The organism is Yinghuangia soli, from assembly GCF_021502675.1.
Lineage (GTDB): Bacteria > Actinomycetota > Actinomycetes > Streptomycetales > Streptomycetaceae > Yinghuangia > Yinghuangia soli.
The window spans coordinates 1-22992 of record NZ_JAKFHA010000010.1 but is presented as its reverse complement, the minus strand read 5'-3'; the positions used below and the strand labels follow the sequence as shown (position 1 = coordinate 22992).

Annotated in this window: 22 protein-coding genes and 1 pseudogene; 12 read left to right on the top strand and 11 right to left on the bottom strand. The window is 73.0% G+C overall.

Annotated features, from left to right (window positions below):
• Window positions 1-118 precede the first annotated feature (118 nt).
• The 4 genes from LZ495_RS18460 to LZ495_RS18445 are packed head-to-tail and all read left to right on the top strand — an operon-like array spanning window position 119 to window position 3718.
• Window positions 119-1063 carry an ABC transporter ATP-binding protein gene (locus tag LZ495_RS18460; RefSeq protein WP_235053377.1) on the top strand — a complete coding sequence of 315 codons (945 nt, stop codon included), beginning with the start codon at window positions 119-121 and terminating at the stop codon, window positions 1061-1063.
• Window positions 1060-1878 carry an ABC transporter permease gene (locus LZ495_RS18455; RefSeq protein WP_235053376.1) on the top strand — a complete coding sequence of 273 codons (819 nt, stop codon included), beginning with the start codon at window positions 1060-1062 and terminating at the stop codon, window positions 1876-1878. Before LZ495_RS18460 ends, LZ495_RS18455 begins: the two co-directional genes overlap by 4 nt.
• Window positions 1875-3056, top strand: coding sequence for a sensor histidine kinase (locus LZ495_RS18450; RefSeq protein ID WP_235053374.1), 1182 nt, complete (start codon window positions 1875-1877; stop codon window positions 3054-3056). Before LZ495_RS18455 ends, LZ495_RS18450 begins: the two co-directional genes overlap by 4 nt.
• Window positions 3053-3718 (top strand): response regulator, encoded by a 666-nt coding sequence (locus tag LZ495_RS18445; protein WP_235053372.1) that lies wholly within the window; start codon window positions 3053-3055, stop codon window positions 3716-3718. The genes LZ495_RS18450 and LZ495_RS18445 overlap by 4 nt, the downstream gene beginning before the upstream one ends.
• A 36-nt stretch (window positions 3719-3754) precedes the next feature.
• Here the strand turns inward: LZ495_RS18445 and LZ495_RS18440 are convergent, their stop codons facing one another.
• Both LZ495_RS18440 and LZ495_RS18435 read right to left on the bottom strand, forming a co-directional pair.
• On the bottom strand, window positions 3755-4417 hold the full coding sequence (locus LZ495_RS18440; protein WP_235053370.1) for a response regulator: 663 nt from the start codon (window positions 4415-4417) through the stop codon (window positions 3755-3757).
• Complete coding sequence (locus tag LZ495_RS18435; protein ID WP_235053368.1) at window positions 4414-5535, bottom strand: sensor histidine kinase; 1122 nt, start codon at window positions 5533-5535, stop codon at window positions 4414-4416. The genes LZ495_RS18440 and LZ495_RS18435 overlap by 4 nt, the downstream gene beginning before the upstream one ends.
• 192 nt (window positions 5536-5727) lie before the next feature.
• Between LZ495_RS18435 and LZ495_RS18430 the strand changes: the two genes are divergently transcribed.
• From LZ495_RS18430 to LZ495_RS18395, 8 genes are all read left to right on the top strand, one after another.
• Entirely contained in the window at window positions 5728-6141 is a 414-nt protein-coding gene (locus LZ495_RS18430) for a DUF6223 family protein (protein ID WP_235053367.1), read from the top strand.
• A 227-nt stretch (window positions 6142-6368) separates the two neighbouring features.
• The gene (locus LZ495_RS18425; protein WP_235053624.1) at window positions 6369-7568 is read left to right on the top strand and encodes an ROK family transcriptional regulator; all 1200 of its coding nucleotides are present in this window, start codon (window positions 6369-6371) and stop codon (window positions 7566-7568) included.
• Window positions 7569-7718: 150 nt separating this feature from the next.
• Window positions 7719-9071, top strand: a complete 1353-nt coding sequence (locus tag LZ495_RS18420) for an ABC transporter substrate-binding protein (RefSeq protein WP_235053366.1) — start codon at window positions 7719-7721, stop codon at window positions 9069-9071.
• The gene (locus LZ495_RS18415) at window positions 9068-10015 is read left to right on the top strand and encodes a carbohydrate ABC transporter permease (RefSeq protein ID WP_235053365.1); all 948 of its coding nucleotides are present in this window, start codon (window positions 9068-9070) and stop codon (window positions 10013-10015) included. The genes LZ495_RS18420 and LZ495_RS18415 overlap by 4 nt, the downstream gene beginning before the upstream one ends.
• Before the next feature lie 36 nt (window positions 10016-10051).
• Window positions 10052-10903, top strand: a complete 852-nt coding sequence (locus LZ495_RS18410; protein WP_372498593.1) for a carbohydrate ABC transporter permease — start codon at window positions 10052-10054, stop codon at window positions 10901-10903.
• Window positions 10904-10946: 43 nt separating this feature from the next.
• The gene (locus tag LZ495_RS18405; RefSeq protein WP_235053363.1) at window positions 10947-12209 is read left to right on the top strand and encodes a family 4 glycosyl hydrolase; all 1263 of its coding nucleotides are present in this window, start codon (window positions 10947-10949) and stop codon (window positions 12207-12209) included.
• Window positions 12206-13318: an N-acetylglucosamine kinase gene (locus LZ495_RS18400; RefSeq protein ID WP_308268332.1), complete on the top strand. Its 1113-nt coding sequence runs from the start codon at window positions 12206-12208 to the stop codon at window positions 13316-13318. The genes LZ495_RS18405 and LZ495_RS18400 overlap by 4 nt, the downstream gene beginning before the upstream one ends.
• 252 nt (window positions 13319-13570) lie before the next feature.
• Window positions 13571-15415, top strand: a complete 1845-nt coding sequence (locus LZ495_RS18395) for a S9 family peptidase (RefSeq protein ID WP_235053621.1) — start codon at window positions 13571-13573, stop codon at window positions 15413-15415.
• A 19-nt stretch (window positions 15416-15434) separates the two neighbouring features.
• Here LZ495_RS18395 and LZ495_RS18390 read toward each other — a convergent pair whose 3' ends face one another.
• The 9 genes and pseudogenes from LZ495_RS18390 to LZ495_RS18350 form a co-directional block, all read right to left on the bottom strand.
• Window positions 15435-16277 (bottom strand): SURF1 family protein, encoded by an 843-nt coding sequence (locus LZ495_RS18390; protein ID WP_235053362.1) that lies wholly within the window; start codon window positions 16275-16277, stop codon window positions 15435-15437.
• A 27-nt stretch (window positions 16278-16304) separates the two neighbouring features.
• Window positions 16305-17396, bottom strand: coding sequence for a hypothetical protein (locus tag LZ495_RS18385; RefSeq protein ID WP_235053361.1), 1092 nt, complete (start codon window positions 17394-17396; stop codon window positions 16305-16307).
• Window positions 17393-18022, bottom strand: a complete 630-nt coding sequence (locus LZ495_RS18380; protein WP_372498592.1) for a SigE family RNA polymerase sigma factor — start codon at window positions 18020-18022, stop codon at window positions 17393-17395. Before LZ495_RS18380 ends, LZ495_RS18385 begins: the two co-directional genes overlap by 4 nt.
• 355 nt (window positions 18023-18377) lie before the next feature.
• A complete protein-coding gene (locus tag LZ495_RS18375; RefSeq protein WP_235053360.1) occupies window positions 18378-19451 on the bottom strand; it encodes an aspartate-semialdehyde dehydrogenase in 1074 nt (357 codons plus the stop codon).
• Window positions 19448-20716 carry an aspartate kinase gene (locus LZ495_RS18370; protein ID WP_235053359.1) on the bottom strand — a complete coding sequence of 423 codons (1269 nt, stop codon included), beginning with the start codon at window positions 20714-20716 and terminating at the stop codon, window positions 19448-19450. The genes LZ495_RS18375 and LZ495_RS18370 overlap by 4 nt, the downstream gene beginning before the upstream one ends.
• Window positions 20717-20921: 205 nt before the next feature.
• Entirely contained in the window at window positions 20922-21548 is a 627-nt protein-coding gene (locus tag LZ495_RS18365; RefSeq protein WP_235053358.1) for a DUF5063 domain-containing protein, read from the bottom strand.
• Window positions 21541-22140 (bottom strand): recombination mediator RecR, encoded by a 600-nt coding sequence (gene recR / locus LZ495_RS18360; RefSeq protein WP_235053357.1) that lies wholly within the window; start codon window positions 22138-22140, stop codon window positions 21541-21543. The genes LZ495_RS18365 and recR overlap by 8 nt, the downstream gene beginning before the upstream one ends.
• A 92-nt stretch (window positions 22141-22232) precedes the next feature.
• Entirely contained in the window at window positions 22233-22586 is a 354-nt protein-coding gene (locus LZ495_RS18355; RefSeq protein ID WP_235053618.1) for a YbaB/EbfC family nucleoid-associated protein, read from the bottom strand.
• A gap of 159 nt (window positions 22587-22745) precedes the next feature.
• A pseudogene (locus LZ495_RS18350) lies at window positions 22746-22992 on the bottom strand (hypothetical protein); the annotation flags it as partial.

Sequence of the window (22992 nt, the reverse complement as noted above, 5' to 3'; positions counted from 1 at the left end):
GCCTGCCGGAGGGGGTGGTCCGGGCGCGGGTTCAGACTGTGGGGCCACGCGCGGGGCGGGGGCGGAAATCTAGCGTGGTCGGCGGCAGATTGATTCCGAGCCGCTGAGGAAGACCTCCATGATCGAAGCCCGTTCGCTGACCAAGCGCTACGGCGCGAAGACCGCCGTGGCCGACCTGACGTTCTCGGTGCGGCCCGGCGTGGTGACCGGCTTTCTGGGGCCGAACGGCTCGGGGAAGTCGACCACGATGCGGATGATCCTGGGATTGGATGCGCCGAGTTCCGGGTGCGTGACCGTGAACGGGAAGCGGTACGCGGCGCACGCGGCGCCGCTGCGCGAGGTCGGCGCGATGCTGGAGGCCCGTGCGGTCCATCCGGGTCGGTCCGCGTTCCATCACCTGCTGGCGCTCGCCGCGACGACCGGCATTCCGCGGTCGCGCGTCGAGGAGGTGATCGACGTGGCGGGGCTGCGCAAGGTGGCGCGCAAGCGGGTGGGCGGGTTCTCGCTCGGCATGGGCCAGCGGCTCGGCATCGCCACCGCGCTGCTCGGCGATCCCGCGACGGTGATCCTGGACGAGCCGGTCAACGGGCTCGACCCGGAGGGCATCCTGTGGATCCGCACGCTGCTGAAGTCGCTGGCCGCGGAGGGGCGTACGGTCCTCGTCTCGTCGCATCTGATGAGCGAGATGGCGCTGACCGCCGAGCATCTGATCGTGATCGGGCGCGGCCGGCTGATCGCCGATGCGCCGGTCGCGGAGTTCACCCGGAGTGCGGCGCGCGATGTCGTGTTCGTACGCTCCGCCGAGGCGGCCCGGCTGGCCGCGCTGCTGGCGGGGCCGGGGGTGGCGGTGGCGCCGGGCGAGCGCGGGGGCATCGACGTGACCGGGCTGGCCAGTGAGCGGATCGGCCGGATCGCCGCCGAGCACGGCATCGCGGTGGCGGAACTGACGCCGCGGCAGGCGTCGTTGGAGGAGGCGTTCATGGAGCTGACCCGGGACGCGGTCGAGTACCAGCCCACCGGCCGGTACGCGGCCGGCGCGGCGCAGGAAGGACGGGCGGCATGAGCGGCATCGCCGTACCCGCGGCGGCGGGCCGGCTCGGGCAGGTCACCTTCCGGGGGATCGTGCGCTCGGAGTGGGTCAAGCTCCGGACGCTGCGGTCGACGTTCCTGACGCTGGCCGGTGCCATGGCGGCCATGGTCGGCTTCGGGCTGCTGGTCACGTCGATGACGGCGCACCGGTGGTCCGGCATGGACGAGGCGCAGCGCGCCGCGACCAATCCGCTCGCGCAGAGCCAGATCGGGTTCTTCATCGCGCAGCTCGCGGTCGGGGTGCTCGGGGTGCTCGTGGTGTCCGGCGAGTACTCGACCGGCATGATCCGGGCGACGCTGTCGGCCGTGCCGGACCGGCTCCCGGTGCTGTGGGCGAAGAGTGCGGTGTTCGCGGTGGTGACATGGCTGCTGATGACGGCTGCGGCGCTGGCGGCGTTCCTGGGCGGGCAGGCGGTGCTGCGGTCGACGGGTGTCGGGCTGTCGCTGGGCGACCCGGGGGTGGCTCGTGCGGTGCTCGGCAACGGCCTGTATCTGACGGTGGTCGGGCTGTTCGGCGTCGGGTTGGCCGGGGTGCTCCGCAACGCGGCCGGGGCCATCGCCTGCGTATTCGGGGTGCTGCTGGTGCTGCCCGAGCTGGTGAAGGCGTTTCCGAAGTCCCTGAGCGAGGCGGTGTGGCCGTACCTGCCGAGCACGGCGGGGCGTGCGGTGGCCACCGTCGATGCCGGACCGATGGCCTTGTCGCCGTGGGCCGGGTTCGCGGTCTTCTGCCTGTACGCGGGAGCCGCGTTGGCCGCCGCCGCGGTGGTCCTGAAGCGGCGCGACGCGTGACGGCGCGGGAGGCGGCCCGCCCGCTCGTGCTGGGGCGGCTGCGTGTCCCGGCCGCGGTGCTCGACGTCCTGGCCGTCGCGGTGCCGGCGCTGCCGATCGCGTTCCCCCTGGCCACCGGGAATGCGTCGTGGCGGTGGCTCGCCTTGGACGCGGCGCTGCTGCTGCCCTTGCTGTGGCGGCGCCGGGCGCCGATGGCGGTGTTCTGCGTCATCGCGGCCGTGGCCCTGCTGCAGTGGTGCGTCACGCAGCGGGAAGTGACCTCGGACGCCTCGCTCCTGGTGGCGCTGTACACGGTCGCCGCGCAGTGCGACATCCGGCGCTCGGTGTTCGCGGCAGCGGTCGTCGAGGGCGGCATCGTGCTGGTGGCCGCCTCGGCGACCAGCAGCCGGCAGGCGACCGGGTTCCTGATCGGCATGACGGCGATGGCCGCCACGGCGGCGGTGCTGGGCACGAACGCCCGTACCCGGCGCGCCTATCTGGCAAGCGTCGAGGACCGCGCGGTACGCCTGGAACGCGAGCGCGACCAGCTGGCCCAGCTCGCGGTGGCCGAGGAACGCGCCCGTATCGCGCGGGAGATCCACGATGTCGTCAGTCACAGCGTCTCGGTGATGGTCGCGCTTGCCGACGCCGCAGTCCTCGCCCAGCACACGGCGCCGGAGCGGACCGGCGAGGCGATGCGGCAGGTCGCGCACACCGGCCGCCAGGCCCTCACCGACATGCGGCGCAGCCTGGGCGTGCTGCGCACCGACGAGCCGGACGCGCTCCGCCACCCGATGCCGGGCATCGCCGAACTCGGTCTGCTCGCCGAACAGGTGCGCGCAACTGGTCTGCCTACTGACGTCGCGGTGCTCGGCGACCCCGGTGTCGTCCCGGCGGGCGCGCAGTTGACCGTGCACCGGCTGGTTCAGGAGGCCCTCACCAACACGCTCCGGCACGCGGCGCCGGGAGCACGGGCGACGGTCCGGGTCCGCTGCGATGCGGCGGCGGTCGACCTGGAGGTGACCGACGACGGCCGACCGCCCGCGCATACGGCGCCCGGCCCGGCCGGCACCGGCCACGGCCTGTCCGGCATGCGCGAGCGGGTCGCCGCCTACGCGGGCAGTTTCACCGCCGGCCCGCTGCCCGGCGGGACCGGCTGGCGGGTCGCCGCGCGCCTCGAACTGGGCGGTGCGGCATGACGATCCGCGTACTCCTGGTCGACGACGAGCCGCTGCTGCGGATGGCGTTCGGGATGGTGCTGGACAGCCGGCCGGACCTGACCGCGGTAGGCGAGGCCGGCGACGGCGCGGCCGCCGTGCGCGAAGCCGTCCGGCTGCAGCCGGACGTCGTGCTGATGGACGTGCGCATGCCGGGCATGGACGGCATCGACGCGACGGAGCGCATCGTGCGCGACGTGCCGTCCGCGCGGGTGCTGATCCTGACCACGTTCGATCTGGACGAGTACGCCTTCGCCGGACTGCGCGCCGGGGCGTCGGGCTTCCTGCTGAAGAACGCCAGGCCGGACGAACTCCTGGACGCGGTACGCGCGGTCGCCGCCGGGGACGCCGTCGTGGCCCCGCGCGCCACCCGGCTCCTCCTCGACACCTTCGCGCACCGGCTGCCGGAGCGGTCCGGTCCGGTGGCCGAAGACGAGCGCCTGGCCCGGCTGACCGCACGCGAGCGCGAGGTCCTGGTCGCGGTCGCGGGAGGGCTGTCCAACGGCGAGATCGCCGGCACCCTGCACCTGGCCGAGGCGACCGTCAAGTCGCATCTCAACCGGATCCTGGCCAAGTTGGAGGTCCGCGACCGGGTGCAGGCGGTGGTGTACGCGTACCGCACCCGGCTGGTGGATCCGCGGTGACCGGCGCGGCCGCACCGGACAGGCCGTAGGCCGCGGTCAGGGGATCCGGGGCACGGCCAGACCGGATTCGTAGGCGATGACGACGAGTTGGGCGCGGTCGCGGGCGTGGAGTTTGGCCATGGCCCGGTTGACATGCGTCTTGGCGGTCAGCGGGGTGATGACCATGCGGTCGGCGATCTCGTCGTTCGACAGGCCCTGCGCGACGAGGGCGACGGCCTCGCGCTCGCGGTTGGTGAGTCCGGCGAGGGCCGCGGTCGGCGTGGGCTGCGGCGGCTGGGTGATGTAGCGGTCGATCAGCTTGCGGGTGATCGAGGGGGCGAGCAGCGCGTCTCCGCGGGCGGCGACCCGTACGGCGTGCAGGAAGTCCTCGGGCACGATGTCCTTGACCAGGAACCCGGCGGCGCCCGCCCGCAGCGCGTCGAGGACGTACTCGTCGAAGCCGTAGTTGGTCAGGATGACCACGTGGACCCCGGCCAGTTCGGGGTCGGCGGCGATCCGCCGGGTCGCCTCGATGCCGTCCACGACGGGCATCTGGATATCGACCAGTGCGATGTCGGGGAGGAGTTCGCGCGCAAGGGCGACGCCCTGCTCGCCGTCCGCGGCCTCGCCGACCACTTCGATGTCGTCCTCGCCGTCGAGGAGTGCGCGGAACCCGCTGCGCAGCAGCGGCTGGTCGTCGACGAGCAGGACGCGGATCAAGGCGTACGCTCCACGGGCAGTTCGGCCTCCACGGTGAATCCGCCTTCGCGGCGCGGTCCGGCGCGCAGGCTGCCGCCGAGTGCGGTGACGCGTTCGCGCATGCCGAGCAGGCCGACGCCGGGCGGTGCGGCGGCCGGGCCGCCCTTGCCGTCGTCGTCGACGCGTATCGCCAGGGCGTCGGGGCCGCACGCGATGCGGATCTCGGCGGTGGCGGCGCCGGCGTGCCGGGCGATGTTGGTGAGCGATTCCTGCACGATCCGGTAGGCGGTCCGGTCCACGGCGGCCGGGACGGTGTGCCGCGGGCCGTCCACGGTCAGTGTCGCGTCGAGGCCGGACTTGCGGGCCCGGTCGACCAGTTCGGGGATGTGGTCGAGACCGCGGGGCGGCGCCTTGTCGTCGTCGCGCAGCGCCTCCAGGGTCGCGCGCAGTTCGCGGTTCGCCTCGCGCCCGGCCTCCAGGATCGCCTGCAGTGCCTCGGGCACCGGCTCGCCGCGCTTGCGGGCCAGATGGACGGCGACTTCGGCCTGCACCTTGATGACCGAGATCTGGTGGGTGAGCGAGTCGTGCAGCTCGCGGGCGATGTGCAGCCGCTCCTCGTCGGCGCGGCGCCGGGCGGTCTCCTCGCGGGTGCGCTCGGCCTCGTCGGCCCGCTGCTCGGCCTGCCGCAGCGCCTCCCCCGCGGCGCCTGCGGCGATCAGCCAGGCGATCTCCAGAGCACCGCGGGCCTGCGCGTACGCCTCTCCGCCGTCGTGCAGGGAAACCAGCGCCGCGAGCGGCAGCGCGGCAAGCAGCACCACCGATGCGCCGACGGTGGCCAGTCGGTGGCCGGCGCGCATCGCGGCGTACACCGCGAACAGGAAGGCGACGACCGGGACATCGAATCCGGCCGCCTGGTAGCCGAGCGCGCACAGCCCCGTGGCGGCCAGGACGAGGCGCGGGGCCCGGCGGCCCGCGGCCAGGGCGAGTCCGCCGGCCGCCAGGAGCGCGTAGCCGAGAATCCCCGGTGCCGTGCCCGCAGGTTCCACGGACAGGCCGGTGACGACCAGCGCGGCGGCCACGCCGGCGGCGACCACCCGGTCCCTGACCTGGGCGGTGACCGCGAACCGGACTGCACTCATGCACGCACCCTAGCCGCGGGGCCTGGCGGACCGGGTCCGGCTTCGGGAGGAATACCTGCTACTGCAAGCGCGGTAGATCGGCTGCGGCTGCCGCCGCGGCGGCAGTGCGAAGAGTCTGCATCTGCCGGACGACCGCCGACCGGTCCGCCGACATGCTCGAAGCAACTCGCCGAACCGGAGAAGGAGCAGATCATGTCGGTCGCCGCCACTCTTGCCGCATCCGAGACCGTGCACACCTCGGTCCAGACGTACGCCCTCGGCGACTTCGGCTCGGGACGCATCGGCGCCACCGTGGCCGCGTTCGTGGGGCTGGCCGCCGCGGTCGTCGGCGCGCTGGCCCTGGCCCGCGCCTCCGGACGTGTCCGCCCCGGCCGCAACGCCGGCACCGGTACCCCGACCGGGCGGAACGGCGCGGTCACGGCCCTGTTCGCGGGCCTGGTCAGCGCGTCCCTCGGCCTGCTGGTCGTGGTCACCGCGGAAGGCGGCCTCGGCACCGGCAACGGCCTGGGCGGCGGCATCGTCGCACTCATCGTCGGTGTCGCCGCGATGGGACTCGGCGGCCTTGCGCTGGCCCGCTCCCGCCGGGCGCCCCGGCAGAGCGCGTAACTCGTCTGTACAACCAGGGCTCCGACCTGGCCGGTTTGCGGGCACTTCGCCCGCGAACCGGCCTTTGTTCGCCAACTCGGCAGTTATTCACGGGAGTTGCCGGTCCAGACCATTGACAGGCCCGGGACGGCGGTCGTACTTTCCTGGCCAGTGACTGTTAGGAAAGTTTCCTAACAGACTTGCGAGGGGGCCACGTGGGTGCGGGGAAGGCCGGGCGGCCGAGTCTGATGCGCGCGATCAACGATCGCGCGGCGCTCGATCTGCTGCTGCAGCACGGCCGGCTCTCGCGCGGGCAGATCGGGGCGCTCACCGGGCTGTCCAAGCCGACCGCGTCGCAGCTGCTGGCGCGGTTGGAGTCGGCCGGGCTGGTGCTGGCGGTGGGTACCACGGACGAAGGCCGGCCCGGGCCCGCGGCGCAGTTGTACGAGCTCAACCCGGCAGCGGCGTACGTCGCCGGGTTGGACATCACGCCTGCCCGGGTCGAGGTCGCGGTCGCCGATCTGGCCGGGACGGTGGTCGCGGAGTACCGGCTGCCCACGCCGCGCCGCTCGCCGGCCCGGGTGCCCGAGCGGGTGCGCGAAGCCGTCGCGGCCGCCACCGGGCTCGCCGGGCTGACTCCCGAGGACATGACGCACGTGGTCCTCGGCATGCCCGGGGCGTTCGACCCGGCCACCGGGCAGTTCCGGTACGCCCGCCACCTGCCCGGCTGGCACGCCCCCGGCGTGCTCGACGAGGTGCGCAAGGCCCTGGGCACGACGGTCGACGTCGAGAACGACGTCAATCTGGTGGCCCTGGCCGAGCAGCGCACCGGGGCGGCCCGCGATGCCGGGGACTTCGTCCTGCTGTGGGTGGACGAGGGCATCGGCTGCGCGATCGTGCTGGGCGGGCGCCTGCACCGCGGCGCGACCGGAGGTGCCGGCGAGGTCGGCTACATGCCGCTTCCCGGTGCGCCGGTCACGCGCAACATCGGCCGCGCCAACACGGGTGGCTTCCAGCAGCTCGCCGGTGCGCCCGCGGTCGCGGCCTTGGCCCGGACGCACGGGATCGAAGGGCGGACGGCGGCGGATGCGGTCGCCCGCGCTGCGGCCGTGCTCACCGCGCCTGCCGCGCCGGGCGGCACCGAGGCCGCTCCCCTGCCCTCCGAGGCGGAGGCGGCCGGGGCGTTCCTCGACGCGCTTGCCACCCGGCTGGCCGTCGGCTTGGCCTCGATCGTCGCGGTCCTGGACCCGGACCGCGTGGTGCTCTCCGGGGCGGTACCGCTGACCGGCGGCCTACCGCTGCTCTCCCGGGTCGCCGACGAACTGCACGGACTCGCCATCTCCCGCCCGCAATTGGCACTCGGGGAGGTGCACGGCAACCCCGTGCTCTCCGGTGCCGTGCACGCCGCGCTCGACGTCGCGCGCGACAGCGTCTTCACCACGGTCTGACCGGACGGGCCCACCCCGCACCGCCCGGTCGGGATCGCGCACCGAGCCACTGCACCAAGCCACTGCACGGAGCCACTGCACCGAGCGGACGCACCGCGTACCGCCGCTTACCCCTGCACGCCGTCCCCGCCCCTCCCGGAGGAGGATCCAGTGCACCGACCCCGCTTCCGCCGTTCCCGCCGTCTCACCGCCGTCCTCGCCTCGACCGCCGCAGCCGTCCTGCTCGCCGCGTCGTGCTCGGGTTCGTCGGAAGGCACCGGCGCCGACGACGATCCCGGCAAGAAGGCCACCATCACGTTCTGGCACGGCTGGAGCCAGGACCACGAAGTCGAGGCGATCAACCAGCTGATCGCGAAGTTCAACGCCACGCACCCCAACATCACGGTCAAGGCCACCCCGAACGTGACGGACGACAAGCTCGTCCAGGGCGTGCGGTCCAAGAACGGCCCGGACGTCGTCTCGTCGTTCACCACCGACAACGTCGGGCAGTTCTGCTCGTCGGGCGGCTGGGTCGACCTGGCACCGTTCCTGGCGAAGTCCGGCATCGACCCGGCGGCCACCTTCCCGAAGGCGACGCTGGACTACACGCAGTTCCAGGGCAAGCGCTGCGCGCTGCCGTTCCTCGCGGACGCGTACGGCCTCTACTACAACAAGGACATGTTCGCGGCCGCGGGCATCACCGCCCCGCCGAAGACCATGTCGGAGTTCAAGGCCACCGCGGCCAAGCTCCAGCAGTACAACCCGGACGGGTCCATCAAGGTGGCCGGCGTCATGCCGACCTTCCACGGCTACGAGTTCACCCCGGCCCACGCAATGGCGCAGTGGGGTCCGTCGTACGTCGGCCCGGACGGCAAGTCCAACCTGGCCACCGACCCGCGGCCCGAGCAGTTCCTGACCTACCACAAGGAACTCGTGGACGCGCTGGGCGGGTTCGACAAGCTGGAGAAGTTCCGCAGCGGCTTCGGCGACGAGTTCTCCGCGCAGAACCCCTTCCAGGTGGGCCAGGTCGCCATGCAGCTCGACGGCGAGTGGCGGACCGCGAGCATCGCCGAGGAGGCACCGGACCTCAAGTACGGCACCGCCCCGCTGCCGGTGCCCGACGACCAGGCCGACAAGTACGGCCGCGGCTACCTGACCGGCACCGTGATCGGCATCGCCAAGTCGAGCCACCGCCAGGCAGCGGCCTGGGAGTTCGTGAAATTCCTGACCACCGACACGGACGCGGTCAACGCCTTCGCGGCGACCATCCACAACGTGCCCACCACGTTCGCCGCCCTGGCCTCGACGCCACTGGCGAACGACGAGCACTTCAAGCCCTTCCTCGACATCTTCAAGAGCCCGCACAGCAACACCACGCCGGCCAGCATCAACGGCGGCAAGTACCAGGTCACCTTCCAGGAGTTCTGCTACGGCTGGGAGGCCGGCCGGGTGCCCGACCTCAAGGCCGGACTGGCCGGGGTCGACCGGCAGATCGACGCCGACACCGCCCAGGCCGGGCGATGACGGCCGCGGTCCCGCCGGCGCTGCGTGCCCAGCGGCGCCGGCGGACCGCGCGCACGGTGGCGTTCCTGTCGCCCTGGCTGATCGGGTTCGCGGTGTTCTTCGCCTACCCGCTCGGCGCGACGGTGTACTACTCGTTCACGCGCTACGACCTGATCAACCCGCCCGAGTGGGTCGGGCTGCAGAACTGGCGCTACGTCTTCCGCGACTACCCCTACCTCGACAAGGCGCTGCGCAACACGCTGTGGCTGGTCGCGATCATGGTGCCGGTCCGGGTGCTGTTCGGTCTGGGCGTCGGCATGATCGCGGTACGGCTGCGGCGCGGCGCGAACCTCTTCCGCACGCTGTGCTACCTGCCGTTCCTGGCCCCTCCGGTGGCCGCCACCATCGGCTTCGTCTTCCTGCTCAACCCGGCCACCGGCCCGTTCGACCAGTTCCTGGCCGGGCTCGGGCTGGGCGACGTGGGCTGGTTCAACGACCCGCAATGGGCCAAGCCGGCGCTCACCGTGCTCGCGGTCTGGGGGGTCGGCGACCTGATGGTCATCTTCGTGGCGGCGCTGGTGGACGTGCCGCGCGAGCAGTACGAAGCGGCGCAACTCGACGGCGCCGGCGCCTGGCAGCGCTTCCGGTACGTCACCTGGCCGGCCATCACCCCGATCGTGCTGTTCGCGGTGGTGACCGGGGTGATCCAGACCATGCAGTACTACACGCAGGCGATGGTCGCCGGGAAAGTCGCCAGCGGCATCGTCGGCGCACCGGGGCAGAGCTTCGAACCGGGCTACCCGGACGGCTCCACCCTGACGCTGCCGCAACTGGTCTACGAGGAAGGCTTCTCGACCTTCGACACCGGGGCGGCGAGCGTGCTGTCGCTCATCCTGTTCGGCATCGCGATGACCGTGACCGCCCTGCTCATGCGCCGCCGAGCGGGCCTGCTCGGCGACGACTGACCTTCCCGGAACCCGATCCGTACGCACCGAAGTGGGGTGAGTGGTGTGACCACGCGCTTGCGGACGAAGCGCATACTGCACTGGATCGCCGTCCATGCGCTCGCCGTCGCGGCCGCGCTGTTCTTCGTCCTGCCGTTCGTCTTCCTGTTCCTGACCTCGGTGATGACCGACCGGCAGACGCTGACCTCGGACCTGTGGCCGCACGAGTGGCGGTGGAGCAATTACGCGGACGTCTTCAGTACGCCCGGGTTCGGCACGTGGTGGCGCAACACCCTGCTGTACGCAGGGCTCGGCACCGTCCTGTGCCTGGTGTCGAGCCTGCCGGTGGCGTACGCGCTGGCCCGCTTCCGGTTCCGCTTCCGCGGCCTGGCGCTGCTGCTGGTGATCGCCGCGATGATGCTGCCGCCGCAGGTCGTCGTGATCCCGATGTACATCTTCTGGTCGGAGACCATGGGGCTGTCCGGGTCGCTGTGGCCGCTGATCATCCCGCTCGCGTTCGGCGACGCGTTCTCCATCTTCCTGCTGCGGCAGTTCCTGCTCACCGTGCCGCCCGACTACCTCGACGCGGCGCGCGTCGACGGCTGCGGCGAGGTGCGGATCCTGCTGCGCATCGTGGTGCCGATGATCCGGCCGGCGCTGGCCGCGGTCGCGCTGTTCCAGTTCTTCTACTGCTGGAACGACTACTTCGGCCCGCAGGTGTACACCTCGGAGAACCCCGGGGCCTGGACGCTTTCGTACGGCCTGGAGTCCTTCAAAGGCGCCCACCACACCAACTGGAATCTGACGATGGCGGCCACGCTGCTGGTGATGGCCCCGGTGATCCTCGTGTTCTTCTTCGCGCAGAAGGTGTTCATCGAGGGCGTGACCTTGACGGGAGTGAAGGGGTGACCGAGGACGCAGAGGCCGCGGGGGCGGCAGGGGTGAGTGCCCGGTGAAGCTCGCAGTGGTGGGGGGCGGGTCCACGTACACGCCCGAACTGGCGGACGGATTCGCGCGGTTGCGCGACGTCCTGGCGATCTCCGAAGTCGTGCTGATCGATCCGGCCCTGGCCCGCGCCGAGCTGGTCGGCGGCGTGGTGCAGCGCATCCTGGCGCGGCAAGGGCACCCGGCGCGCGTCACGGTCACCGACTCGGTGGAACGCGGTGCGGCGGATGCCGACGCGGTGCTGATCCAGCTCCGGGTGGGCGGCCAGGCGGCGCGCCTGGGCGACGAGACGTGGCCGCTGGAGTGCGGCTGCGTCGGGCAGGAGACGGTCGGCGCGGGCGGGCTCGCCAAGGCGCTGCGGACCGTGCCTGTAGTCCTCGACATCGCCGAGCGGGTACGCGCGGTGGCCCCGCGCGCCTGGCTGGTCGACTTCACCAACCCGGTCGGCATCGTCACGCGCGCGCTGCTGGACGCCGGGCACCGGGCGGTCGGCCTGTGCAATGTGGCCATCGGGCTGCAGCGGCGCTTCGCCGCCGCACTGGAGGTCTCCCCGCAGGACGTCGTGCTCGACCATGTCGGCCTCAACCATCTGACCTGGGTGCGCGCGGCGCACGTCGGGGGCCGCGACGTCCTGCCGGAGATCCTGGCCGCACACGCCGACCTGCTGGCCGACGAACTCCGGCTGCCCGCCGAGCTGATGCGCCGGCACGGCGTGGTCCCGTCGTACTACCTGCGCTACTACTGGGGCCACGACGCGGTGGTGGAGGAGCAGCGCAAGGGCACTCCGCGGGCGGCCGAAGTCGCCTCGGTGGAGGCCGCGCTGATGGACGCCTATGCCGATCCGCTGCTGGATGCCAAGCCGGAGATCCTCGCGCGGCGCGGCGGGGCGTTCTACTCGGAGGCGGCGGTCGAGCTGCTCGCCGGCCTGCTCGGCCGCGGCGGGCCGGCCGTCCCGCAGGTCGCCGATGTGCGGAACCGCGGCGCCCTGCCGTTCCTGCCGGACGACGCCGTCGTCGAAGTGCCGTGCACCGTGACCGCGGACGGTCCGGTGCCGGTCCCGCTCGCCCCGCTCGCCCCGGTGTACGCCGGACTGGTGGCGCACGTCGCGGCGTATGAAGAACTGGCCCTGGACGCCGCGCTGCGCGGCGGCCGCGACCGGGTGTACGACGCGCTGCTGGCCCATCCGTCCATCGGCCAGGCCGACCTCGCGGACGGCTTGGCGGACCGCCTCATCGCGGCCGGGAGAGGGCACTTGGCGTGGGCGCGGTGACCGCGGAGGAAGCCGGGCGACGTCCCCGGGAGGCACCGGAGTCCGCACCGGGCTCCCCCGGCGGCGGTGTCGTGCTGGCGCTCGATGCGGGCAACTCCAAGACGGACGTGGCGGTCGCGGACGTGGCCGGCACCGTCCTGGCGACCGTCCGCGGTCCGGGTTTCCAGCCGCACCGGTACGGCCTGGCCGAGGCCGTCTCGCGGTTGGACCGGCTCGTCGTGCGGGCGCTCGGCGTGGCGGGACGGCCGGCGCCGGTCCGGCATGCGGCGGTGTGCGCGGCCAACGCCGACCTGCCGGTCGAGGAGCACCGCCTGCAGGAGGAGATCGGGACGCGCGGCTGGGCGGCGTCGGTGGCGGTCGCCAACGACACTTTCGCCGTGCTGCGCTCGTGCACGGCCGCGGCCGACGCGGTGGCGATCGTCTGCGGTGCGGGCATCAACTGCGTGGGCCGGAACCGGGACGGGCGCACCGTGCGCTTCCCGGCCCTCGGCCGGATCACCGGCGACTGGGGCGGCGGTGCCGGGCTGGCCGAGGAGGTGCTGTGGTGGTCGGTGCGCGCCGAGGACGGGCGCGGCCCGCACACCGCGCTCGCGGCCGCCGTGGCTTCGCACTTCGGCCGCGGGACGGCCACCGACGTCGCCCTGGACCTGCACTTGGAGGTGCTCGCCGGGGACCGCGTGCACGAGGCGGTGCCGCTGCTCTTCGCGGTCGCGGAGGGCGGCGACGCGGTGGCGCGGCGGATCGTCGACCGGCAGGCCGAGGAGATCGCGGCGCTGGCGGTGTCCGCGCTGACCCGGCTGGACCTGGCCGGGCCGGAGGGACCGGAGGCGGACCGGCCGGTCGACGTCGCACTGGGCGGCGGCGTGCTGGCCGCCCGCCCGGAGCAGTTGCTCACCGGGATCCGGACGCGCATCGCGGCGCACACCTCGCACGCGCGGCTGCGCATCGCCGACGTCCCGCCGATTGCAGGAGCGGTGCTGCTTGCCCTCGACCAGCTCGCGGCGGCAGCCGAGCCGGGGGCGGCCGGGGCGGCGGTATCGGCCGCCGCGGAGTCGCGGGTGCGGGACGCCTTCCGGCCTGCGGCAGCCGCGGGGACGGGCGGGGCCTGACCGGGACCGGCGCCGCTGTCGCACGCGCCGGGGCCGGGCACTGCGGGTGCCCGGCCCCGACGTCCCGTCCCCCCGTGCTACCGGGATATCGTCAGGCATCCTGACTTGGCGACCGGCTCGGCGCCAGGTCCGACCCGCGTATCGGCGCGGTGCCGAGAACTCGCGGCTCGCGAGCGTGCACCGCGGCGGCCCGATCGCAGCGCGGCAAGGCGGCCGCGTAGTTGAATGGTCCGCATGTCCGACTCCGCGCCAATGGCCACTGCCGCAGGTCCGTCCGACTCCCCTGCCTCTGCCGCCCCGCTCGACGATGCCGCGCCCGCGTGGGAGAGGCGATTCCGGGCCCCCCGGGTGAGCCTGCCCGATTGGGCCGAACACGCGCCCGACCGTTCGGTGTTCCTGTCGAACGCGTCGGGCACGTACGAGATCTACGCCTGGGACCGGGCGGACGGCGCCCAGCGGCAGGTCACCGACCGGGCCAACGGCACCACGATGGCCTCGATCGATCCCTCCGGCGAGTGGATCTGGTGGTTCGCGGACACCGACGGCGACGAGTTCGGCGTGTGGATGCGCCAGCCCTTCGGCGGCGGCCCGGACGCGCCCGCCGCGCCCGGCCTGGCCCCCTCGTACCCGGCCGGTCTGGCGATCGGCGCGGACGGCCTCGCGGTGGTCGCCCGGTCCACCGACGAGGACGGCTCGACCGTGCACGTCGTGCGGCCCGGCGCCGAGCCCGCGGTGATCTACGCGCACCGCGAATCGGCGGGCGTCTCGGCGCTGTCCGAGGACGACACCCTGGTCGTCATCGAGCACAGCGAGCACGGCGACACGATGCACCCCTCGCTCCGCGCGGTCCGCCTGGACGGCTCGGTGGTCGCCGAGCTGCACGACGGCGAGCCGGGCGAGGCCCCCTCGTCCGGACTGTCCTGCACGGGCTTCGCCCCGGTGTACGGCGACCCGCGCGTGCTGGTCTCGCACCAGCGCCGGGGCCGCTGGGAGCCGATGATCTGGAACCCGCTGACCGGCGAGGAGCAGGACATCGCCCTCGGCCTGCCCGGCGACGTGGGCGTGGACTGGTACCCGGACGCGAGTGCGCTGCTCGTCGAGCACGACCACCACGCCCGCTCCGAGCTCTACCGCTACGACCTGGCGTCCGGCGCCCTGGAGCAGTTGGAGACGCCGCCCGGCACGGTGCTCGGCGCGACCGCCCGCCCGGACGGCTCCGTGGAGTACCTGTGGTCGAGCGGCGAGCGCCCCAGCGAGCTGCGCTCCACCGGCGGCGGCACGGTCCTGGTGCCGCCCGGCGACCGCGCCCCCGGATCGGTGCCGGTCGAGGACGCCTGGGTCGAAGGCCCCGGCGGGCTCGTGCACGCACTGGTGTCCCGGCCGGCCGCCGGGTCCGGGCCGTACCCCACGGTCTTCGAGATCCACGGCGGCCCGACCGCGCACGACGGCGACCACTTCGCGCCGGGCGTCGCGGTGTGGATCGACCACGGCTTCGCGGTAGTGCGGGTCAATTACCGCGGCTCGACCGGCTACGGCAAGGACTGGACGGACGCGCTGCGCGAGCGCGTCGGGCTCATCGAGCTGGAGGACATCGCCGCGGTCCGCACCTGGGCCGTGGAGTCCGGTCTGGCCGACCCCGAGCGGCTGGTGCTGTCCGGCGGTTCGTGGGGCGGCTACCTGACGCTGCTGGGCCTGGGCGTGCAGCCCGCGGACTGGGCGCTGGGGCTGGCCGCGGTGCCGGTGGCCGACTACGTCGCGGCGTACGAGGACGAAATGGAGGCCCTCAAGGCGATGGACCGCACGCTGGTCGGCGGCACGCCCGAAGAGGTCCCCGAGCGGTACGCGGCATCGTCCCCGATCACGTACGTCGACAAGGTGCGGGTGCCGGTCTTCATCAGCGCCGGCCTCAACGACCCGCGCTGCCCGATCCGGCAGATCGAGAACTACGTGGCCCGGCTCGGCGAGCTGGGGGCCGAGCACGAGGTGTACCGCTACGAGGCCGGGCACGGCTCCGCGGTGGTCGAGGAGCGCATCCGGCAGGTCCGCAAGGAGCTGGACTTCGTGGCCCGGCACCTGGGACTGCCGAAGAACGCCTGAGGCCCGGACGGCCGCCGGCTCACCGGTCGGCGGCCGGCTCCGGCGCGAGGCCCAACTCGCGCAGCACGGCGGCCTCCTCGGCCTCCTGGCGCTCCTCGATCTCGCGCCGCACGACGCGCCACCACAGGAAGACCGAGGCACCCGCGAACACGAACCACTGCGCGGTGTAGCCGAGGTTCTGCCAGGCCCGCCCGGAAATGCCGCCGCCCGACTGCGCCTTCGCGGGCGGCACCGGCGCGAGTGCGGCGGCGCCGGATGCGGCGTCCGCCGGGTCCTGCGCGGTGAGCGCGAGGTAGCCGGTGTAGAGCCGGTACGGCATCAGGTTGACCAGCTCAGGCGTGTTCACCATCGACACCTGCCCGGCAGGCAGCCCGGCGACCCGGTCGATGCCGGAGCCGTGCTCCGTCTCGGAGAGCTCCAGGCGGCCGGTGAGCTGCACGTCGCCGGCCGGCGGCGCGGGCGCCTTGGCCGCGTCGGCCGGGCCTTCGAACCAGCCGCGCACGACCGGGAGCCACGCGTCTCCGGAGCCGGCCGGCTTGAACGGCGTCAGCACATACGTGCCTGAGCGGCCGTCCACCTCGCGCCCCGGTACGAGCAGTTGGTGGGTGGTGTCGTAGCGGCCCGCCACCGCGACGTTGCGGCCGCGGTCGTCCATGGTCACCTCGGTGCCGCCGCGCAGCTGCTGCGCGAGCGGGACCGCGGGGTCCGCCGACACCGCGGTCTCGGCGGCCTTCTCGGTCGCCTTGCTGTGGTCGTTGTACCGCTGGAACTGCCACAGGCCGAGCGCCGCGCACACCGGCACGGCCACCAGGACGAGGACGTGGAAGGCCACCCAACGCGGCTGCAGGAGGAAGCGGTGCACCCCACCACGGTAACCGGGGCGGTGCGGTCAGCTCGCCCTCGGGTAGGCGCCGGTGAGGTAGACGTCCGTGCGGTACACCACACCGCCGCAGGCCGCGGTGAGCGGCACTTCGGCGATCTTCACACCGCCGTCCGCGAGCATGTAGCCGAGCGCGGGCACCGGCGGCGGCGGACCGGGCGGGTTGTCGCCCGGCGTGCAGCTGCCGCCGACCCCCGGGCCGGGCGTGGCAAGCCAGGCGAACTGGAACTCGTAGGCGGCCCCGGCGGGTACCACCAGCGGCTGGCCCGCGGGCAGCACGGCGGGCAGCCGGACGGCCGGGTCGCCGGCCTCGTGCATCTTGATGGAGACCTGGATGGGCGGGTTGCCGGGAGCGGCCGCGACCAGCACGTTGCCCGAACCGGTGATGCTGCAGTCTCGCCGCGAGATGTTGCGGACCTCCACGACGCCGTACGCCATGCCGTCCGGGCCCGCGGCCGCCAGGCCGGTGCCGGCGCCCTGCTCGATGTCGTTGATCGTGCAGGCGGGCGGCAGCTGGGTGGGCACCGCGGTGGGGCCGACGGTCGCGGTCGTGGTCACCGGCGGCATGACCGGCGCGGTCTGGCCGGGGGCCGGCGACTCGTTCGGCAGCCCGCCGGGCAGGGCGCTGGACGACGCACCCGGGGACGGCGAGCCGGAGCGGGCCGGCGGGCGGCCGCCGTTCGATCCGGCGCCGTTTCCGTTGGCGCCCGCGCCGACCCGCTCGGAGCCCTCGTTGTCGTCGCCGTCGTCCTCCCCGCCCGGCACGTCCGAGCCGTCGGTCGGGAAGACGTTAGCCTCGCCGCTCTTCGCGGCGTTCTGATCGGTGATCACCACGGTGCGCACCATCGGCGTCGCCACCGCGAGCACCACCACGGTGGCGGCCACGGTCAGCACCGTCGCGCGGCGCCGGCGGCGCCGCGCGGGCACCGCCGCGCGCAGCCGCTCCAGCGCGTCCGGGGCCGGCTGGATACCGGACACCGCATCCTGCAGCCTGCGGCGCAGGGCTTCCAGTTCGGCCGGGGCCGCGGGCCCGCCGGCGTCGGGACGCCCGTCCTGCGGCAGCCGGCCGCCCACCCCCGAGCCCTCGTTCATCGCGGTCACGACGTCTCCATCCGGGCCCGCAGGGCCTCCAGCCCTCGCGAACCGTACGCCTTCACCGAACCGACCGACAGTCCAAGCAGGTCAGCCACCTGAACCTCCGTCAGATCCGCGTAGTAGCGCAACACGATCACCTCGCGCTGCCGCCTCGGCAGGTCGCGCAACACCCGGACCAGGGCATCGCGTTCGAGCACACCGTGCGCGCCTTCCTCGGCGGCCGGCTCGTCCAGCACGGGCCGGGGCATCAGGCGCAGCGCCATGAGCCGCCGGCGCAGCGTGGAGCGCGAGAGGTTCACGACAGTCTGCCGCAGGTACGCCAGCGTCTTGTCGGGTTCCCGGAGCCGGTGCCGGGCGACGTGCACCCGGACGAACGCCTCCTGCACGACGTCCTCGCACGAATGCGGGTCGTCGAGCAGCAGCGCGGCAAGCCTCAGCAGTGTGCCGTAGTGCGCGCGGTACGTGTCGGTCAGCAGGTCGACGGAGACCCCGGCGTCGGCCGGATCGTCCGCCGCGGCGGCCGCGGACGCGGCGGAACCCGCCGCCTCGCCGGGCGTGCCGTACCGCAGCAGCGACTCCACCGGCTCCCAGGAGTCCGCGGACTCCCGAGGCTCCGCGGGAAATCCGGTCACCGGCACCTCGACAGGCGGGTGCGCAGGGCGGACGCCCCGCTTCACCCGTGGTTCCACCCCCACCAACTCCGCCACGAACGTTAGACGACCATCCGCCCCGGAAGGTTGTCCGGATCGGAGAGGGGAAGTGGTCGGACCACTTCCGGGCACTCTTGGGCACTTGCGGGCCCTTGCCGGCCGGCCACCGGATAAATCAGGTAGTCGGCCTGGGGACACGGTACTGGCTGACAGCTCGTCGGGAAGGGGCTTCTTGAAGGCCGAGACAAGCGGAAAGGCCGCGGCCCGGCCCCCGGGATCGGGGGCCGGGCCGCGGCCTTCGCGATGAGCGTGCGCGCCGCCCGCGGGCGGCGGCCGGTCAGGCCTCCTCGGCCTGCGCGGCCAGCTCCGCCGCCACCAGCTCGGCGATCTGCGCGGTGTTGAGCGCCGCGCCCTTGCGCAGGTTGTCCCCGCACATGAACATCTCGAGGGTGTTCGGGAAGTCGAGCGCCTGGCGCACCCGGCCGACCCAGGTCGGGTCGGTGCCGACCACGTCGGCGGGGGTCGGGAACTCGCCGTTCGCCGGGTCGTCGCACAGCACGACACCGGGCGCCTCGGCCAGGATCTCGTGCGCCCGGGCGACCGTGACGTCGTTCTCGAACACCGCGTGCACGGCCAGCGAGTGCGTGGTGACCACCGGGACGCGGACGCAGGTCGCGGAGACCTTGAGGTCCGGCAGGCCGAGGATCTTGCGCGACTCGTTGCGGACCTTGAGCTCCTCGGAGGACCAGCCGTCCTCCTTGAGCGAGCCCGCCCACGGCACGACGTTGAGCGCGAGCGGCGCCGGGAACGGGCCGAAGTCGCCCACCGCGCGCCGCACGTCGCCGGGCTGGGTGCCCAGCGTGGTGGAACCGGAGACCTTCTCGATCTGCTCGCGCAGCGCGTCGATGCCGGGCTGGCCCGCACCGGACGCAGCCTGGTACGACGACACCACGAGCTCGCGCAGGCCGAGCTCGGCGTGCAGCGCGCCGAGCGCCACGACCATGCTCAGCGTGGTGCAGTTCGGGTTGGAGATGATGCCGCGCGGCCGGATGCGGGCCGCGGCCGGGTTCACCTCGGGCACCACGAGCGGCACCTCGGGGTCCATCCGGAACGCGCCGGAGTTGTCGACCGCGACCGCGCCCTTGGCGGCGGCGATCGGCGCCCACTGCGCGGAGACCTCGTCGGGCACGTCGAACATCGCGACGTCGACGCCCTCGAAGCACTCCTCGGAGAGCGCGACGACCTCGACCTCTTCGCCGCGGACCACGAGCTTCTTGCCGGCCGAGCGGGCCGACGCGATCAGCCGGATCTCGCCCCACACGTCCTGCCGGGTGGAGAGCAGCTCGAGCATCACGGTGCCGACGGCACCGGTCGCACCGACCAGGGCGAGGGTGGGCTTGCGGGTGCTCATCGGCCGGTACCTCCGTAGACGACGGCCTCTTCGGTCTCGGCGTCGAGCCCGAATGCGGTGTGCACGGCCTGGATGGCGGTGGGCACCTGGTCGGCGCGGCACACCACCGAGATGCGGATCTCGGACGTGGAGATCAGCTCGATGTTGACGCCCGCGTTCGACAGCGCCTCGAAGAACTCGGCGGTGACCCCGGGGTGCGAGCGCATGCCCGCGCCGACCAGCGAGATCTTGCCGATCTGGTCGTCGTAGCGCAGCGACTCGAAGCCGATCTCGTCCTGCGCCTTGGTCAGCGACTCGATGGCCTTGTGGCCGTCCGTCATGGGCAGCGTGAAGGAGATGTCGGTACGCCCGGTCGAGGCGGCCGAGACGTTCTGCACGACCATGTCGATGTTGATCTCGGCGTCGGCCACCGTGCGGAAGATCTTCGCGGCCTCGCCCGGCTTGTCCGGGACCCCGACCACGGTGACCTTCGCCTCGCTGGTGTCGTGGGCGACACCGGAGATGATCGCCTGCTCCACGTCGTCCCCTTCGGACTCGCTTCGTACCCACGTGCCCTCGAGTCCGGAGAAGGACGAGCGCACGTGGACGGGCATGTTGTAGCGGCGCGCGTACTCGACGCACCGCAGGTGCAGCACCTTGGAACCGCTCGCGGCCAGCTCCAGCATTTCCTGGTAGCTGATGCGGTCGATCTTGCGGGCCTTCTTGACCACGCGGGGGTCGGCGGTGAAGACGCCGTCCACGTCCGTGTAGATCTCGCAGACCTCGGCGTCCAGCGCGGCGGCCAGCGCCACCGCGGTGGTGTCGGAGCCGCCCCGGCCCAGGGTGGTGATGTCCTTCGTGTCCTGCGACACGCCCTGGAAGCCGGCCACGATGGCCACCGCGTCCTCGTCGAGTGCGGACCGGATGCGGCCCGGCGTCACGTCGATGATGCGCGCTTTGTTGTGCACAGAGTCGGTGATGACACCGGCCTGGCTGCCGGTGAACGACCGCGCCTCGACCCCGAGGTTTTTGATCGCCATCGCCAGGAGCGCCATCGAGATCCGCTCACCGGAGGTGAGCAGCATGTCCAACTCGCGTCCGGCCGGGATCGGGCTCACCTGCTGGGCGAGGTCGATCAGCTCGTCCGTCGTGTCACCCATCGCGGACACCACTACGACCACCTCGTGGCCGAGCTTTTTGGTGTCGACGATCCGCTTGGCGACGCGCTTGATGCCCTCGGCATCGGCAACGGAGGAGCCTCCGTACTTCTGCACGACAAGGCCCACGTGCGCTCCTCGATTCGTGTTGGCTGCGGTCGGCACAGTCTAACGAGGCACGCGTACGGCCCAACCCTTATTCACATAGTGAGACGTACGTATCACTTTTTGAACAGAGGGACGCGAATGCCGCGAAAAGTGGCGCACGGACGACCGAAACCGCGAAAAGCTCCGGTCGACCGCATCCGCTCACCGGGACGCTTGCGACGGCCGTTTACGAGGCGGACGGGCCGCCGAGGACGACGGCGTCGTCCAGCTGCTCGGCCAGTTCCTCCACCAGCTCGTCGCCGAGCGCCGCGTCGACCGCGGACTCCAGGCCCTCCGCGGAGACCGCGTCCAGCCGGGTGTGCGCGACCACGGACTGCAGCGCGCGCAGCACGGCGCTCGCGGTGGCGCCCCAGTTGGCGAGGTAGGAGAACTGCCACCACCACAGGGCCTCGGTGGTGCGGCCCGCGCGGTGGTGGGCCAGGCCGTGCATGAGGTCGGTGACGACGTCCGCCATGTCGTCGGAGATCCGGAACGCCACCGGCTTGGGGCGCGGCACGTACGGGTCGAAGACCTCGTAATAGACGTCGATCGGTTCCAGGAGGACGGACAGCGCGGTGCGCAGCGCGTCCACGTCCGGGTCCGGGCCCGCATCGGGCTCGAAGCGCTCCTCGGGCACCACGTCGGCGATCGCGCCGAGCCGGCCGCCCGCGAGCATCAGCTGCGAGACCTCCAGCAGCAGCATCGACACGGCCGCCCCGGGCTCCTCGCCCCGGGCCACCTCCGTGACGGCCACCACGAAGCTCTCGATCTGGTCGGCGATTTCCGCGGTGAAGTCGGTCAGGTCGTCAGACATCGAGCAGTCGTCTCCCCTCAAAGGCACGCCCGAGGGTCACCTCGTCGGCGTACTCCAGGTCGCCCCCCACCGGCAGCCCGCTGGCCAGCCGGGTCACCGTGAGACCCATCGGTTTGCACAGCCGGGCCAAATACGTCGCGGTCGCCTCTCCTTCCAGGTTCGGATCGGTGGCCAGGATCAGCTCGGTGACCGTGCCGTCCGCGAGGCGCGTCATGAGCTCGCGGATCCGCAGGTCGTCCGGGCCGACGCCTTCGATGGGACTGATCGCGCCGCCCAGCACGTGGTAGCGGCCGCGGAACTCGCGGGTCTTCTCGACCGCGACGACGTCCTTGGACTCCTCGACCACGCAGATCACCGCGGGGTCGCGGCGCGGGTCGAGGCAGATGCGGCACTGGTCGGCCTCGGCGACGTTGCCGCAGACGGTGCAGAAGCGGACCTTGTCCTTGACCTCGACCAGGGCGTTCACCAGGCGGCGCACGTCGGCGGGGTCGGCGGAGAGCAGGTGGAAGGCGATGCGCTGGGCACTCTTCGGACCGACGCCGGGCAGCCGGCCCAGTTCGTCGATGAGGTCCTGTACGGCGCCTTCGTACACCTGCGGGCTCCTCTTGTTGCTCGGTCGCTGCGTCCGGGGCTTGAGGGCCCCGGGTGGTGCTCGTATTGCGGGTGCTGCTCGTGCTGCGGGTGCTACATGCCCGGCAGGCCCAGACCGCCGAGGCCGCCTGCCCCGCCCAGGCCCTGGGCCAGCGGGCCCATGGCACGGGACGCGAGCTCCGCGGCGGCCCGGTTGGCGTCGCGGACGGCGGCGACGACGAGGTCGCCGAGTGTCTCCGTGTCCTCAGGATCCACCGCCTTGGGCGAGATCTCCAGAGCGAGGAGCTCACCGGCGCCGCTGACGGTCGCGGTGACGAGGCCGCCACCCGCCGTCCCCTTGACCTGGGTACGCGCGAGTTCCTCCTGCGCGGCCATCAGGTCCTGCTGCATCTTCTGCGCCTGCTGCAGCAGCTGCTGCATGTCGGGCTGACCACCACCGGGAAACACCTGGGACACCCTTCGTCGCCGTCCGCGGCGGCCCGGATGGCGGCTGCCGCTTACGGCTTGAGACTACGGGGTCCCGGCGGCCCGCGGTGGCCGGAGGCGCGCCGGGACACGGGATACGACCGGTTGTGGCCGAGGGTGCCCGCGGACGCCCGATCACGCTCAGTGCCGAGGCGTTTCCTCGATCACGGTCGCGCCCAGCTCGCGGGCCAGGAGCTCCTGGCTCGACACGCCGCCGCCCTCGATCTCCTCGTCCTCGTACGCCGCCGCATCGTCGTACGAGCCTCCCTCGTCCTCCGGTGCGTCCACCGGCCCCGGCACGTACTCGGGGGGCCCGGGGGCGTAGTCGGGGGGCGGAGGCGGGTAGTCCGCCGGGGGCGGGACGTCCTCGTCGCGGGGTGCCTCGGGG

Bases quoted from the DNA above. Each gene is read 5' to 3' on its own strand.
- LZ495_RS18460 (WP_235053377.1), top strand. From the start codon at position 119: ATGATCGAAGCCCGTTCGCTGACCAAGCGCTACGGCGCGAAGACCGCC.
- LZ495_RS18455 (WP_235053376.1), top strand. From the start codon at position 1,060: ATGAGCGGCATCGCCGTACCCGCGGCGGCGGGCCGGCTCGGGCAGGTC.
- LZ495_RS18445 (WP_235053372.1), top strand. From the start codon at position 3,053: ATGACGATCCGCGTACTCCTGGTCGACGACGAGCCGCTGCTGCGGATG.
- LZ495_RS18435 (WP_235053368.1), bottom strand. From the start codon at position 5,535: ATGAGTGCAGTCCGGTTCGCGGTCACCGCCCAGGTCAGGGACCGGGTG.
- LZ495_RS18430 (WP_235053367.1), top strand. From the start codon at position 5,728: ATGTCGGTCGCCGCCACTCTTGCCGCATCCGAGACCGTGCACACCTCG.
- LZ495_RS18425 (WP_235053624.1), top strand. From the start codon at position 6,369: ATGCGCGCGATCAACGATCGCGCGGCGCTCGATCTGCTGCTGCAGCAC.
- LZ495_RS18415 (WP_235053365.1), top strand. From the start codon at position 9,068: ATGACGGCCGCGGTCCCGCCGGCGCTGCGTGCCCAGCGGCGCCGGCGG.
- LZ495_RS18395 (WP_235053621.1), top strand. From the start codon at position 13,571: ATGGCCACTGCCGCAGGTCCGTCCGACTCCCCTGCCTCTGCCGCCCCG.
- LZ495_RS18375 (WP_235053360.1), bottom strand. From the start codon at position 19,451: ATGAGCACCCGCAAGCCCACCCTCGCCCTGGTCGGTGCGACCGGTGCC.
- LZ495_RS18365 (WP_235053358.1), bottom strand. From the start codon at position 21,548: ATGTCTGACGACCTGACCGACTTCACCGCGGAAATCGCCGACCAGATC.